This is a genomic window from Streptomyces sp. NPDC091376 (assembly GCF_044757085.1).
GTDB lineage: Bacteria > Actinomycetota > Actinomycetes > Streptomycetales > Streptomycetaceae > Streptomyces > Streptomyces pratisoli.
Genome location: NZ_JBIVUF010000005.1, coordinates 179,311 through 193,070, shown reverse-complemented (window position 1 = coordinate 193,070; position 13,760 = coordinate 179,311). Strand labels below are relative to the sequence as shown.

General features: G+C 68.2%; 14 protein-coding genes and 1 pseudogene. 13 read left to right on the top strand and 2 right to left on the bottom strand.

All coding sequences use genetic code 11. The features are described from left to right. Nucleotides 1–40: 40 nt before the first annotated feature. The 3 genes from pflA (at nt 41) to ACIQMR_RS13065 (ending at nt 2,258) form a co-directional block, all read left to right on the top strand. Entirely contained in the window at nt 41–835 is a 795-nt protein-coding gene (gene pflA / locus ACIQMR_RS13075) for a pyruvate formate-lyase-activating protein (RefSeq protein WP_401385762.1), read from the top strand. A gap of 101 nt (nt 836–936) precedes the next feature. Beyond that, nucleotides 937–1,866 (top strand): aldo/keto reductase, encoded by a 930-nt coding sequence (locus tag ACIQMR_RS13070; RefSeq protein WP_401385479.1) that lies wholly within the window; start codon nt 937–939, stop codon nt 1,864–1,866. Between the two features lie 44 nt (nt 1,867–1,910). After that, nucleotides 1,911–2,258 carry a VOC family protein gene (locus ACIQMR_RS13065; protein WP_266385023.1) on the top strand — a complete coding sequence of 116 codons (348 nt, stop codon included), beginning with the start codon at nt 1,911–1,913 and terminating at the stop codon, nt 2,256–2,258. Between the two features lie 81 nt (nt 2,259–2,339). Here ACIQMR_RS13065 and ACIQMR_RS13060 read toward each other — a convergent pair whose 3' ends face one another. Continuing rightward, nucleotides 2,340–3,209, bottom strand: a complete 870-nt coding sequence (locus ACIQMR_RS13060) for a thioredoxin domain-containing protein (protein ID WP_401385478.1) — start codon at nt 3,207–3,209, stop codon at nt 2,340–2,342. Between the two features lie 451 nt (nt 3,210–3,660). Here ACIQMR_RS13060 and ACIQMR_RS13055 point away from each other — a divergent pair, with 451 nt between their 5' ends. The 8 genes from ACIQMR_RS13055 (at nt 3,661) to ACIQMR_RS13020 (ending at nt 11,555) form a co-directional block, all read left to right on the top strand. Next, nucleotides 3,661–4,173 carry an Ohr family peroxiredoxin gene (locus ACIQMR_RS13055; RefSeq protein WP_401385477.1) on the top strand — a complete coding sequence of 171 codons (513 nt, stop codon included), beginning with the start codon at nt 3,661–3,663 and terminating at the stop codon, nt 4,171–4,173. Nucleotides 4,174–4,362: 189 nt separating this feature from the next. Beyond that, on the top strand, nt 4,363–4,911 hold the full coding sequence (locus ACIQMR_RS13050) for a DUF1062 domain-containing protein (protein WP_401385759.1): 549 nt from the start codon (nt 4,363–4,365) through the stop codon (nt 4,909–4,911). Between the two features lie 160 nt (nt 4,912–5,071). Beyond that, a complete protein-coding gene (locus ACIQMR_RS13045) occupies nt 5,072–6,304 on the top strand; it encodes an NAD(P)/FAD-dependent oxidoreductase (protein WP_401385476.1) in 1,233 nt (410 codons plus the stop codon). A 305-nt stretch (nt 6,305–6,609) separates the two neighbouring features. Beyond that, on the top strand, nt 6,610–8,310 hold the full coding sequence (locus ACIQMR_RS13040) for an L-aspartate oxidase (RefSeq protein ID WP_401385756.1): 1,701 nt from the start codon (nt 6,610–6,612) through the stop codon (nt 8,308–8,310). Nucleotides 8,311–8,607: 297 nt separating this feature from the next. Beyond that, a complete protein-coding gene (locus tag ACIQMR_RS13035; protein WP_401385475.1) occupies nt 8,608–9,354 on the top strand; it encodes an SDR family oxidoreductase in 747 nt (248 codons plus the stop codon). A gap of 224 nt (nt 9,355–9,578) precedes the next feature. After that, entirely contained in the window at nt 9,579–10,178 is a 600-nt protein-coding gene (locus ACIQMR_RS13030) for a YceI family protein (protein WP_401385474.1), read from the top strand. A gap of 93 nt (nt 10,179–10,271) precedes the next feature. Beyond that, nucleotides 10,272–10,469: a hypothetical protein gene (locus ACIQMR_RS13025; protein WP_401385473.1), complete on the top strand. Its 198-nt coding sequence runs from the start codon at nt 10,272–10,274 to the stop codon at nt 10,467–10,469. A 114-nt stretch (nt 10,470–10,583) separates the two neighbouring features. Next, nucleotides 10,584–11,555, top strand: coding sequence for a pirin family protein (locus ACIQMR_RS13020; protein WP_401385472.1), 972 nt, complete (start codon nt 10,584–10,586; stop codon nt 11,553–11,555). 124 nt (nt 11,556–11,679) lie between these two features. Here ACIQMR_RS13020 and ACIQMR_RS13015 read toward each other — a convergent pair. Beyond that, nucleotides 11,680–11,772 (bottom strand): annotated as a pseudogene (locus ACIQMR_RS13015) (IS5/IS1182 family transposase); the annotation flags it as partial. Nucleotides 11,773–11,846: 74 nt separating this feature from the next. Between ACIQMR_RS13015 and ACIQMR_RS13010 the strand changes: the two are divergent. Together ACIQMR_RS13010 and ACIQMR_RS13005 are read left to right on the top strand one after the other, a co-directional pair. After that, nucleotides 11,847–12,557, top strand: a complete 711-nt coding sequence (locus ACIQMR_RS13010) for an MOSC domain-containing protein (protein WP_401385471.1) — start codon at nt 11,847–11,849, stop codon at nt 12,555–12,557. Nucleotides 12,558–12,691: 134 nt separating this feature from the next. Beyond that, nucleotides 12,692–13,627: a GNAT family N-acetyltransferase gene (locus ACIQMR_RS13005; RefSeq protein ID WP_401385470.1), complete on the top strand. Its 936-nt coding sequence runs from the start codon at nt 12,692–12,694 to the stop codon at nt 13,625–13,627. Nucleotides 13,628–13,760 lie beyond the last annotated feature (133 nt).

Here is a 13,760-nt window from a genome sequence, read left to right as displayed (position 1 = left end):
CACCCTTGCCGTCAGCCCCACCCTTGCCGTCGGCCCGACCATTCCCGTCGACGCTACGGCCGCCCGTTCCGCGCGGACGCCGGCTGCCGCGGCGACCAGACGGACCAGCGAGGGATCCGTGCACTCCTGGGATCTGTCGACCGGTGTCGACGGCCCCGGGACCCGCTTCGTCACCTTCCTCGCCGGCTGCCCGCTGCGCTGCCTGTACTGCCACAACCCCGACACGTGGCGGATGGGCGACGGCAGGCGGACCTCGGCCGACGACATGATCGCGGAGGCGAGCAAGTACACCCGCTTCATCGCGGCATCCGGCGGCGGCGCGACCGTCTCCGGTGGCGAACCGCTCCTCCAGCCGGTCTTCACCGGCGAGCTCCTGCACCGTATGAAGCACGAGCTGGGACTGCACACCGCCTTGGACACCTCGGGCTTCCTCGGCTCCCGCGCGAGCGACGCGCTGCTGCGCGACACCGATCTGGTCCTGCTCGACATCAAGTCCTGGGACCCGGACACGTACAGGAAGGTGGCCGGCCGCAGCGTCGAGCCGACCTTGGCCTTCGCCCGGCGGCTCGCCGACCTCGGTCAGGAGGTCCACGTCCGCTTCGTACTCGTCCCGGGACTCACCGACGACCCCGCCGACATCGAAGGAGTCGCCGCCTTCGCCGGGGGTCTCGGCAACGTCTCCCGTGTCGACGTCCTCCCCTTCCACCAGCTGGGCCAGTCGAAGTGGCAGGCCCTCAACATGGAGTTCACCCTCCGCGACACCCCTGCCCCGACGGCCGCCCAAGTCGCCGAGGCCAAGGAGATCTTCGCGGCCGAGGGTCTCGACGCCGTCTGACACCGGTCCCGCCGGGGTGCGCCCGCCCGACCCTTGCCGGGGCCGGGCAGTGCGTCCAACTCCCCTGCTAGCGTGACTCGTTGACCGGGGGGAGACGGCACATGACATCGAGCGGGTTCCGTATCGGCGGGCATCTGTACGTACGGAGACTCGGGTTCGGGGCCATGCACCTGCCGACGGAGCCACACCGGGCCCGCGAGACGTCGCTCGCGGTCGCCCGGCGGGCCGTCGAGCTGGGCATCACTCTGATCGACACCGCGTATCTGTACGGCGGGGGCGCCAACGAGGAACTCCTGGCCGAGGCCCTGCACCCGTACCCGGACGAGGTCCTCGTCACCACCAAGATCGGAATGGCCCGATCGGGCCCCGCAGGAGAGTGGAAGCCCGACGGCCGGCCGGCCGTTCTGCGCGATCAGGTCGAGCAGGCACTGCGCCGGCTGCGCGTCGAACGCATCGAGCTGCTTCAGCTGCACCGTATCGATCCTGAGACGCCACTCGCCGACCAGATCGGCACACTCCGGGATCTGCGGGCCGAGGGCAGCATCGGCCACATCGGACTGTCCGAGATCACCGTCGACGAACTCCACCAGGCACGCGAGATTGTCGACATCGCGAGCGTCCAGAACCGCTACAACCTGCTCGACCGCGAGCACGACCCGGTGCTCGCGGCCTGTGAAGCGGCAGGAGTCGCGTTCCTGCCGTGGCGCCCGGTCGCCCGGGGGGAATCGGGGGCGATGGCCGAGGTCGCCGCCGTGGCGGCCGAACTCGACGCCACTCCCACGCAGGTTGCGCTCGCCTGGCTGCTCGGCCGTTCACCGGTCGTCCTCCCGATTCCGGGCACGGCCCGGATCGACCACCTGGAGGAGAACCTCGCTGCGGAACATCTGCAGCTGACCGGGGCCCACCGCGCTCGACTCGACCGGCTGCACGAGCCGGCACAGGGCTCGACCACTCGATCGGAAGAGGTGACCGCGCCTGCCCAGACGCGTCGCGACGGGCACGCCGCAGCACCTCCGGGGACAATCCGGTGACGATCAGGACCACGTGTGCTGTCACATGTCAGGAGGAGTCACCTATGGCCATCCGCCGCGTCATGCCCGACATCCGATCGCAGGCCATGGAGGAGAGCCGCGACTTCTACGGCCTCCTGGGGTTCGAGGAGGTCATGAACCTCGGCTGGGTCATGACGCTCGCCTCTCCTTCCCATCCCACGGCACAGGTCACCTTCATGAGCGAGGACAAGTCCGCGACGGTCGTGCCCGACATGAGCGTGGAGGTGGACGATGTCGACGCGGCCTACGCGGTGATGCGCGAGAGCGGCGCGGAGATCGTGCACCCCTTGCAGGACGAGGAGTGGGGGGTGCGCCGGTTCTTCGTCCGTGACCCCAACGGCCGGGTGATCAACGTGCTGAGTCATCGGTGACCGGGCCCTGACTTCCACGCCACTCGTGAGAGTGGTGGTCACGGGAGCCGTTCGCCGAGCACCACTCCGCCGTGATTCCTTCTATCCCTTGATGGCGTTCCTGACCTCCTCGACGAAGGCCTTGGTGCTCACCGGGTGCCCCTCGTCGTCCAGCACGGTCACCTGCTTGCCGTCGACCACGAAGGTCGGCGTACCGCTGATGCCGTAGTCGTGGAACCGGTCAGCGGTCTTCTGCGCCCAGGGGAGATAGGTCCTCTCCTTGACCGCCTTGTTGAACGTCGCGGAATTCAGTCCCGGGACCTTCTTGGCCAGATCGACGAGTTCGGCGGTCGAGGCGAAGGAGTCCCTGTCCTCCGGAGGCTGGTTGGCGTAGAGGACGTGCTGATACTCGTAGAACTTCCGCGGGCTCTCGTTCGCCGCTGCGCCGAGAGCGGCCAGCGCGGTGTGCGAGCCGTTGCCGCCGAGCGCCCCGTCCAGGAAGGCGGCCATCCTGTACTCGACCTTGATCGCGCCCTCCGCCACCAGCGTGTCGACAGCGGGGCCGAGCTGCTTCTCGACAGCCGCGCAGTACGGACACCGCATGTCCGCGTAGACGGTCAGGGTGCCTTTGGCGTTCTTGTCGCCGTAGGGAACCACGACGCCGTCCTTGCCGGAGGTGTTGGCAGGAATGGCCGGCGGCCGCTCCGAACCCGACGCCAGGCTCTCCTCGGCCTCTGCGGTGCGCCCCGTCAGCTGGGTGCCGACGACGACACCGATCGCCATCGCGGCAGCGACAGCGCCGAGCCCGAGCAGCGCCCGGCGCCGACGGCCCCGCGCATCCTGCGCCTCGCGAAAGGCGGCCGCCTTCTGCTTCGGGGGCACCTTCGCCTTCTGCTGCGGCTTCCGCTTCGGCTCCTGCTTCGGCCGCTGCGGATCAGTGCCTCGCTGCGGCTTCCTGAAGTTGTTGCTCATAGGTTCCTCGGCAGTTCGTCGGGCGGATCGCCGTACGTTCGCCCCCCTTCCATGGCACTGCGGCCGACGATCGGTTTCGCTCGGCAAAGGTCCCGATCTTCGGCCCGAAAGTCCCCAGCATGTACTGCTCAGCGAGGAACGGACAGTGAACGGACGCACACCGGCGGCGACGGGGTCGCTGTCGAGATCCGAGGCGACGATGACCCGACCGGTCGGCCCCACGTCGCCACGGGTCAGAGCACCTGCTGCTCGAGGCCGTAGCTGTCACAAGGACGGTGCGTCGACGGTCAACTGGTTGCCCAGACCCAGGATTCTCCGAGACGTGAAGGACAGATGACGTGACGATCGTCATGAGCGGCACAGTGAGCCCTGCCCACGGCCAGGTGAATCGCCTTGCGGCGCAAGGGAAGAGCACAGCGCGAGCAGGCCACGAAAGCGCCGGAGTCGTGCGGTGACCGAGCCGGTCCGGTTGCCCGATCTGTCCACCGACAAGGACTTCGACGGGCCGTCCTTCTCCCCCATCTACACGACGACGGTGACCGTCAACGGCGGCGCAGCCGGCCACGGGCGCGCCTCCGGCATCGCCCAGTCGACAGACGGCGCTCTGAACCTCGACCTGCGCATGCCCGCCGAACTCGGTGGGGACGGCGAGGGAACCAACCCCGAGCAGTTGTTCGCCGCCGGAGTCGCAGCATGCTTCCACGGAGCCCTGAGCCTCGTGGCGCGACAAGCGGCACTCGATGCCACCTCGATCTCCGTAGACGCAACCGTGGCCTTCGGGCGGGACCCTGGAGACGGCGGCTACGCGCTGCACGTCGACCTGGTGGTCAAGTGGCCCGGCGTCCCCCAGGAGATCGCCGCTCCCCTTCTGGAGAAGGCCGACTCACTGTCCCCCTACACGAGGATGGCCGTGCAGGGAACGCCGACCACCATCACGTTGGCCGGCGAGTCGCCCTGGCGATGAGGCGCGCGAAAACCGGTGGAGCAGCGCCACTGTGCCCCACTACCGTGCTGCCGAACCGATTCGCCCAGGCAAGGACGTGCCGTTGTACACCGTGTGAGACCTCCCGAGAGCTGATTCGTCACGCGTCGCGCATGTGCGCCGCGCTGCCTTTTGCTGCGGACTTCTCACTGAAACCGGTGTACTTCTGTGCTGCTCGAAAACTGGGTGGTCACACCCACCTGCCTGCCGCTCGTTCTCCGCCGTTGCCACGCGTGCGCGTCCGAGCGCTTCCGGGCGAACGGCAAGTTTCGCGTCAACGCCAACCACAAGGTCATCGACGCCTGGCTCCTCGCGCTCTGCACCGCTTGCGGGGAAACCACCAAGCTCACGGTCCTGGAGCGGATGAACGTGCGCTCCGTACGACCCGAGCTGCTGGACCGGCTGCATGCCAACGACCCCGGCCTGGCAGCCGAGCTGCTCCAGGATCCGGTCGTGCGGCGCCGCAATCGCATCGCCCTCGACTGGCGCAACGCCTGGCGCCTCGACACCGGCGGATCGGATCACCTGGACCGCGAGGTGATCGACATCTCGGTCCGCTTCGCGGCGCGGATCCCGGTCCGGCCGGTGCGACTGATCGCCGAAGGGTGCGGTCTTTCGCGGGCCGAGGCCGAAAGACTGATCAGGGAGGGGAATCTCGTTTCGGCAGTCCGGCTGAGCGGCAAGTTGTCCGGCGACTTCACCTTCACGCTCAAGCGCTGAGCTCTCCTCGGTACCGGGGCTTGTCCGGCAGGATCCGCCGGACGGGCCCCGAGCGTCCCAATGGCTGAACGGCACGTTGTCACAGGGTGCGCGGGCCCTCGGTCTGAGTGGTGACACTCATAACATGGCGCAAAATGCGACATCCGAGGTGAGGAACATCATGTCCCCTGTGAACACTTTCGTGGTCGTCGGAGGCGGTCTGGCCGCCGGCAAGGCGGTGGAGGCGCTGCGCGAGCACGGCCACCGCGGCCCGCTCCTCATCATCGGCAACGAGCAGGAACGGCCGTACATCCGACCGCCGCTTTCCAAGGGCTACCTGTTGGGCAAGGAGGAGCGCGACTCGATCTTCGTGCACCCCGAGGACTGGTACTCGGAGCACGAGGTCGATCTGCTCCTGGGCACGAGCGTGAAGGCTGTCGATCCGCGGGCCAAGGAGGTGGAGCTGGACGACGGTCGTCGTGTGCCGTACGCCAAGCTGCTCCTGGCGACCGGTTCGTCTCCGCGCCTGCTGTCCGTTCCCGGAGCGGATCTCGACAACGTTCTGTATCTGCGGCGCGTGGAACAGAGCGAACGGCTCAAGGAGGTCTTCACCAAGGGGGCGAAGATCGTCGTCGTCGGCGGCGGCTGGATCGGCCTCGAGACCGCCGCCGCGGCCCGGATGGCCGGTGCGGAGGTGACGGTGCTGGAGCACTCGGAGCTGCCGCTGCTGAAGGTGCTCGGGCGCGAGGCCGCGGAGGTGTTCGCCGGCCTGCACAAGGATCACGGGGTGGTTCTGCGCCCCGACACGCAGGTCGAGAGCATCACCGGAACGGACGGCCGCGTGGACGGTGTGACCCTCGCCGACGGCAGCCACCTCGCCGCGGACGCCGTGGTCGTGGGCGTCGGCATCACACCGAACGTGCGCCTCGCGGAGGAGGCGGGCCTGGACGTACGGAACGGCATCGTCACCGACGAGCACCTGCGGACCTCGGTGGCCGACATCTACGCCGCCGGTGACGTCGCCAACGCCTACCACCCGCTGCTCGAACGTCACATCCGCGTCGAGCACTGGGCCAACGCCTTGAACCAGCCGGAGACAGCCGCGCTGAGCATGCTCGACGAGGACGCCGCCTACGACAGGCTTCCGTACTTCTACACCGATCAGTACGACCTCGGGATGGAGTACGTGGGATACACCGAACCGGGCGGCTACGACCGCGTGATCTTCCGCGGCGATGTCGCGGAGCGGGAGTTCATCGCGTTCTGGATGAAGGGCAGCCGCATCCTCGCGGGGATGAGCGTCAACGTGTGGGACGTCATCGACTCGATCCGTTCCTTGATCCTTTCCGGCGCCGATCTCGACGACGCCCGCCTCTGCGATCCCGATGTTCCCCTGGACAGCCTCCTCCCCTGAGGGCCCGCCCACGAGGGTGAGGGGCGACGACATCGCAGGTCATCGTGGCCTCTCACCCTCGTATCGGCGCACCCTGCGGAGCAGGCGCCGCGCAGAGCGCCTCGCAGCACCGGCGAAGCGAACCCGCGGCGCCCGGCGGCGCCCGGCAGCGCTCTGCCGCGCCCTTGCCTCGTCACGACCGTCCTGCGGCGGGAAGCCCGTGACCTCGCTGTCACAATCAGCTCGATCGCACGGTCGTATTCATTGATGACCAAGTCGATCGATCGGGAGTAATCGTGGCTATCACCGAACAGCGTCTCTCCACCATGGTGCTGGTGATCGGAACCGGTGGAGCGGGCCTACGGGCGGCGATCGAGCTGGCCGAGGCCGGGATCGACGTCCTCGCCGTCGGCAAGCGCCCCAAGGAGGACGCGCACACGGCCCTCGCCGCCGGGGGAATCAACGCCGCCCTGGCCACGATGGACCCCGAGGACAGCTGGCAGCAGCACGCCGCGGACACGCTCAAGGAGAGCTACCTGCTCTCCGATCCCCGCACCGCCGAGATCGTCACCCAGGGCGCCGCCCGGGGCATCGACGACCTGGAGCGCTTCGGTATGGCCTTCGCCAGGGAAGAGGACGGCCGAATCTCTCAGCGGTTCTTCGGCGCGCACAAGTTCCGGCGCACCGCCTTCGCCGGCGACTACACCGGCCTGGAGATCCAGCGCACGCTCATCAGACGCGCGAACCAGCTCGACATTCCCATGCTGGACAGCGTCTACATCACCCGTCTCCTGGTCCACGACGGTGCCGTGTTCGGGGCCTACGGCTTCGACCTCACGAACGGGAAGCGCTACCTCATCCACGCCGACGCCGTCATCCTCGCGGCCGGCGGCCACACCCGCATCTGGCGGCGCACCTCCTCGCGACGCGACGAGAACACCGGTGACTCGTTCCGGCTGGCCGTCGAGGCCGGGGCCCGGCTGCGCGACCCGGAGCTGGTCCAGTTCCATCCCTCGGGAATCATCGAGCCGGAGAACGCGGCAGGCACCCTCGTCAGCGAGGCGGCACGAGGTGAGGGCGGCATCCTGCGCAACGGGCTCGGCGAACGTTTCATGGCGAAATACGACCCCGAGCGCATGGAGCTCTCCACCCGTGACCGCGTCGCGCTCGCCTCCTACACGGAGATCAAGGAAGGGCGCGGCACCGACAAGGGCGGGGTGTGGCTCGACGTCTCCCACCTCCCCCGGCAGACGATCATGAACCGGCTCCCCCGGGTGTATCAGACGCTCCTGGACCTGCAGATGCTGGACATCACCCGCGAGCCGATCGAGGTCGCGCCCACGGCGCACTACTCGATGGGCGGGGTCTGGGTACGGCCCGAGGACCACAGCACCGACGTACGCGGCCTCTACGCCATCGGCGAGGCGTCGAGCGGCCTGCACGGCGCCAACCGGCTCGGCGGCAACAGCCTCATCGAGCTGCTGGTGTACGGCCGCATCACCGGCCGGGCGGCCGCCGCCTACTCGGAGTCGCTGACCGCGCAGCCGCGGTCGGCTTCGGCGGTGGCCGAGGCCCGTGCGGAGGTCGACGGCCTGCTCGCGGCCGACGGGCCGGAGAACGTCCGCGCGCTTCAGCGCGCCATCCGCAACACCATGACCGAGCACGCGGGTGTCGTACGCGACGAGGAAGGGCTGCGCGCCGGGCTGACGGAGCTCGCCGCGATCGAGGAGCGGATGAAGGACGTCGGCATCCATCCCGACATCGCCGGCTACCAGGACCTCGCGCACGCCTTCGACCTGAAGTCGGCCGCCCTGGCTGCCCGGGCCACCCTCGAAGCGGCACTCGAACGTCGTGAGACCCGCGGCTGCCACAACCGCAGCGACTACCCGGCCATGGACCCCGAACTCCAGGTCAACCTCGTGTGGTCCCCGAGCACGGGGATCACCCGCGAAAGCATCGCCCCCGTCCCGGACGAGATCTCCTCGCTGATGGAAGAGGTCTCGGCCGAAGGAAAGCTCGTCGAGTAGCCGGTAGCCTGCCGGGCTTGCCTTCCCGCACCGTGCGCCTGCAGGCGTGTGCCACCGTGGCCGCCTGCAGGCGCACATCCATGTGCTCCCAAGCGGACATGCACGGTGCACCACGATGGCACCGTCCTGGGCTCGCCCGCCCCGTCGAGGAGATCTCCGGATCCGGGCCGGCTCGCTGTCACAAACGCGGCGACCGTCCTGTCAGACCTATGGCAGACAACATTGACCGATGCGCACGGGCAGCTCACCAACGGCGCCCGCGGCACAGATGGAGAACCTCCCGAGAGGATCCCGAGCATGAAGGTTGTAGTGATAGGCGGAACCGGCCTCATCGGTTCGAAGCTGGTCGGCAAGCTCGAAGAACACGGCCACGAGGCGGTACCTGCCTCACCCAATACCGGCGTCAACACACTGACGGGTGAGGGCCTGGCGGAGGTTTTGCAGGGTGCCTCGGTCGTGGTCGACGTGTCGAACTCCCCCTCGTTCGCGGACGATGCCGTGATGGAGTTCTTCCGTACCTCGACCGCCAACCTCCTCAAGGCGGAGGGCGACGCCGCCGTGACCCACCATGTCGCGCTCTCGGTCGTCGGCACCGAACGGCTCCCGGAGAGCGGCTACTTCCGCGCCAAGCTGGTCCAGGAGGAGCTCATCAAGGCCTCGGGGATCCCGTACTCCATCGTCCACGCCACGCAGTTCTTCGAGTTCATGAAGGGCATCGCGGACGCGGGGACCGAAGGCGACACCGTGCGGGTCCCCACCGCGAAGATCCAGCCCATCTTCTCCGACGACGTGGCCGCGGCCGTGGGCCGCGCGGCCGTCGGCACGCCCGTCAACGGCGTGGTCGAGGTTGCCGGTCCCGATGAGTTCGCGTTCGAGGAGTTCATCCGCACCGGTCTCGCCGCCGGCAACGACCCGCGTACCGTCGTGGCGGACCCGCGGGCCCTGTACTTCGGTTCCCCGCTCGAGGAGAGCAGTCTCCTTCCCGGCCCGGACGCTCGCCTTGCCGAGACCCGCTTCACCGACTGGCTCGCGCGGCAGCAGTAGGCCCCGGCGGTGGCCCCTGCCCACCGGCGGGGGCCGCCACCGCGCCGCGGTCGAGGGCTCACACTGCCCCTTGCGCACGGCAAGTCCCCTGCGCCGGGGCCTCGGTGCCCGTGGCCGGCACGGCTTCGGAGCGAGCATCACCCCCCGCGCTCGACTCCGGTTTCCGGACAGCTGTGCCGGCTTCCGGCCACCTCATATCCACCGCACGAAGGAACCGGCTCGCCATGCTCAAGAACCATAGGGAAGCCACCCTGTCCAGCATCTACCCCTACGAGACGCTGACCGGGATCTACAGCATCGATCCCGCCCACAGCACGATCGGCTTCTCCGTCCGGCACGCCATGATCACGAATGTGCGCGGAGCGTTCACCGATTTCGAAGGGGTCCTCAAGCTCGACGGATCCCGGCCCCATCGGTCCGAGGCGTATGTGAGTGTCCAGACCGGCAGTCTCGACACGGGTGTGCGCGACCGGGACGCGCATGTCGTCGGCCCCGACTTCCTCGATGCCGATCTGTTCCCGCTGATGACCTTCCGCTCCACCGGGATCGTCCGCACCGATGACGACCAGCTCCGCATGTCCGGGGACCTGAGGATCAAGGACATCGAACTGCCGATCCTCATCGACTTCGAGTTCGGTGGTGCCGGCCGGGACGCCTACGGGAAGAAGCGTGTCGGCTTCGAGGGCACGGCCACCCTGCAGCGCTCCGACTGGGGTCTCTCCTGGAACGCGGGGCTCGAAACGGGCGGTGTCCTGATCAGCGACAAGGTGAAGCTGATCCTCGGCATCTCGGCAGTTCAATTCGACCGTGCAGACGCTGCCTGACGATGGGACGGCCGCAGGCATGTCAGACGTACCGCCATGGCCTCTGACATGTCCACCAGATTTCTTCCGGCTACTGCCGAAGGAGGACGCGTGATGACCCTAGCTTCTGAGAACCGACTCGCTTTCACGACCACCGTGGTGTCGCTGGCCGCCGAAGCCACCGAGCTCGAGACCCGAGTCATCGAGCTTCGCCAGGCGCTCGCGGAGCTCGACGAGCGGATACGGGCCGTGTCCGGCGCGCTGCTCCGGCTCCACGGTGAAGAACGCGCAGGCGGAGAGCGCACGGAATAGCTCAGGCGCCCGATCGCCACTCTGCCGCTTCGTTCCCTGCGATTCCTTCCCCGCCGAGTTCCTACCGTCACCAATCCTTCCCCACCACAACGTCACGAGTAGAGGACGCGTCCTTTGAGCAACATGGAGACACACCCCGACGAGCTTGTGCAGGCAGGTGCGCACCTCTCCGAGCGTGGTGTCGAGATCCTCACCGCGCGCGAGGTACCGCTCGGCGGCCCGCGCGCGATGACCGTACGGCGCACGTTGCCTCAGCGGGCACGAACGCTCATCGGCGCCTGGTGCTTCGCTGATCACTACGGCCCGGACGACGTGGATCAGACCGGGGGGATGCGGGTGGCGCCCCACCCGCACATCGGACTGCAGACGGTGAGCTGGCTTTTCAGTGGTGAGATCGAGCATCGCGACAGCCTCGGCATCCACGCCCTCGTCAGGCCCGGTGAACTGAACCTCATGACGGGCGGATTCGGCATCAGCCACTCCGAGGTGTCGACGCCACGGACAACGCGGTTGCACGGCATGCAGCTGTGGATCGCCCTCCCCCAGGCGCATCGCCACGCGGCGGCGAACTTCCAGCACCACGTCCCCGGCCTGGTCCCCCTGGACGGCGGCGCGGCACGAGTGTTCCTCGGCTCCCTCGCGGGTGACACGTCCCCTGTTCCCACCTTCACACCCCTGCTCGGCGCCGAGCTCTCCATCGAGCCGGACAGCACGGTGCACCTCACCGTCGACGAGGAGTTCGAGCACGGTGTCATCGTCGACACCGGCAACGTGCGTTTCAACGGAACACCCCTTGCACCAGCCGAACTCGGCTACGTCGCATCCGGGCTCAGGACGCTCTCCCTGACCAACGCCTCCCCGCAGCCGGCGCGGGTGGTACTGCTGGGCGGGCCGCCGTTCCAGGAAGAGATCGTCATGTGGTGGAACTTCATCGGCCGCACGCACGACGACATCGTTCAGGCGCGGGACGAGTGGCAGCAGGGATCCGACCGATTCGGCCGGGTCGAGGGATACGACGGAGACCCACTCCCGGCTCCGGCACTGCCCAACGCCACCATTGCACCGCGAAGGAACCCGGCCGCCTGAAGCGTGTTGCAGAAGTCGGTGTTCTGGCAGGGGCGGGGCCCGGTCATCTGTCTCCTGATCATGCGGCAAGGGCGAGGTTGTGCATGTGGGCGACGGCTCGGACGGTATGGTGCAGACCGTCGCCGCGCCTCGAGGCACCGAGCTTCCGGTCACGGACCGGGATCAAGGTGCCGTCCACGATCCACAACCGGTCCGCGGCACCTATGGGCCGAGCAGCCGCCGGCGTTCTGCGACACGCGTCAGGGCCTGTATCGAAAGTGGGCGCGACGGGGCTCCTGTAGCTTCTCTCGGATGACGGAAGTGGCGGGCGTGATCGAACGGATCTGGCGGTATCCGATCAAGTCGACCGGTGGTGAGTTGCTGCAGCGGGTGGACGTTGACGCGAGGGGGTTGCTCGGAGACCGTCTCTTCGCGGTGCGTGACGCCGAGGGAAAGCTCGGCTCGGGGAAGAACACGCGTCGCTTCCGCAGGATGCCCGGCCTGCTGCATCTGCGTTCACGCTACGCCGACAGCATCGACAGGCCGGAGCTGTTGGACCCGCGAGGCGCCGCTGTCCTTGACCCTTCGGCCTTTCTTCGCAGCTACCTTGGCCGCGATGACGTCGCCATAGCGCGAGAGGGCGTCACCTCGCACTTCGACCAGCTCCCGGTGAGCGTCTTGACGACTGCCACCCTCGATTGGGTGTGCTCGGCGGTCCCCGGAGTTCCTGTGGACGAGCGACGTTTCCGGCCGAATCTCCTGGTTCGCACTCCTCCTGGCACGCCTCCCTTCGTCGAGGACGAGTGGTTCGGGAACAAGGCGCGGATCGGTGACACCCTCTGCGTCGACTTTGTGCGATCCAGCGAGCGGTGCGTCATGACCAACGAGGCACAGGGGGATCTGCCGCACTCGCCGCTGGTGCTGCGAGCCATCGCCAGAGCGCACGACACCCGCCTGGATGCCTTGGCGATAGTCGCGGCCCCAGGGCTGGTGCAGGTTGGGGACAGCATCGTCCTTTCGTAGTACCCGCGAAAGCTTTGGTCACAGCACGCAGCCCTCGACGCCCTCTGCCCCGGCACCCGGCGTGCCTGAGCAGTACGACACCCAGGTCGGGAGCGCTGTCCCCCTTCACAGGAGTTGACTTGACTCTGACATCGGTGAGCTACCGACCTCTGACCGGCCCCGAGGAGATCGATCTCTTCTGCCGGCTCTCCTACGTCCTCGACCACGAACTGACCGACGACTTCGCCGGCGGCAGCCGCCGCCCCGAGTGGGCCTGGGTGGCCCTGGACGGCGACCGTCTCCTCGCGCGGCTCGCCTGGTGGACGACCCCGGGGGGTGACGTTCCGCTGCAGTTCGACTTCTTCGACGTCGACGACACGCTGCCGCAGGCCGACCGCGACGAGATCGGCCTGCGGCTGTTCAAGACGGCGACGGCGGCTGTCTTCCCCGCCGGCGAAACGCTGCCGGGGTACGGCCGCTTCGTCCCGCCCGACTGGCACGAGGACCCCGCAGCCCGCGAGGTGGTCGAATCCCGCACGCGCGTGCTGGAGAGCACGGGCGCACGGCTGCTGGTCGAGCGGCTGCGGCTGCAGTGGACCCCGTCGTCCCTGCTCCCGGAGTCCAAGGGGCGTCTCGTCTTCCGCCCGGTGGCCGACCGTGAGGACCTCCTCGCCCTGATGGCCCCGGTCATGGAGGGCACCCTCGACGCCCACAGCCAGGCGCAACTGGCGTCCGGTCTGAGCCCGCGCGAGGCGGCGGAACGGCACTACGACGGAGAGTTCGCCAGGTTCACGAGCCCGCAGGAGTGGTGGCGCATCGCCGAACTCGCCGACGGTGGCGATCCGGTGGGCTTCGTGGTCCCGGCCCGCAACAACTACCACCCGATCATCGCGTACATCGGTGTCCTGCCCGAACACCGCGGCAACGCCTACATCGACGAGATCCTGGCCGAGGGCACCCGCATCCTGGCCGCCGAGGGCGTCGACCGGATCAGGGCATCGACAGACCTCGGCAACGTCCCCATGGCGAAGTCCTTCGCCCGCGCCGGATACGTCAACTTCGAACGCTCCCTCAACCTGGTCTGGGACTGACCCCACCTGCCGTGTCTCCGGACATCCCCTCGAACGATCTCCGGAGACACGGCAGGAGCCTGACCCACGAGTGCCACAACGCTCGTGATCAATGCACCAAGGCCGTCGTTTGGATCTAGACTTGCAGCTCGCT

Coding starts and splice junctions, on each gene's coding strand:
- ACIQMR_RS13070 (WP_401385479.1), top strand. CDS start 937: ATGACATCGAGCGGGTTCCGTATCGGCGGGCATCTGTACGTACGGAGA.
- ACIQMR_RS13065 (WP_266385023.1), top strand. CDS start 1,911: ATGGCCATCCGCCGCGTCATGCCCGACATCCGATCGCAGGCCATGGAG.
- ACIQMR_RS13060 (WP_401385478.1), bottom strand. CDS start 3,209: ATGAGCAACAACTTCAGGAAGCCGCAGCGAGGCACTGATCCGCAGCGG.
- ACIQMR_RS13045 (WP_401385476.1), top strand. CDS start 5,072: ATGTCCCCTGTGAACACTTTCGTGGTCGTCGGAGGCGGTCTGGCCGCC.
- ACIQMR_RS13040 (WP_401385756.1), top strand. CDS start 6,610: ATGGTGCTGGTGATCGGAACCGGTGGAGCGGGCCTACGGGCGGCGATC.
- ACIQMR_RS13035 (WP_401385475.1), top strand. CDS start 8,608: ATGAAGGTTGTAGTGATAGGCGGAACCGGCCTCATCGGTTCGAAGCTG.
- ACIQMR_RS13030 (WP_401385474.1), top strand. CDS start 9,579: ATGCTCAAGAACCATAGGGAAGCCACCCTGTCCAGCATCTACCCCTAC.
- ACIQMR_RS13025 (WP_401385473.1), top strand. CDS start 10,272: ATGACCCTAGCTTCTGAGAACCGACTCGCTTTCACGACCACCGTGGTG.
- ACIQMR_RS13010 (WP_401385471.1), top strand. CDS start 11,847: ATGACGGAAGTGGCGGGCGTGATCGAACGGATCTGGCGGTATCCGATC.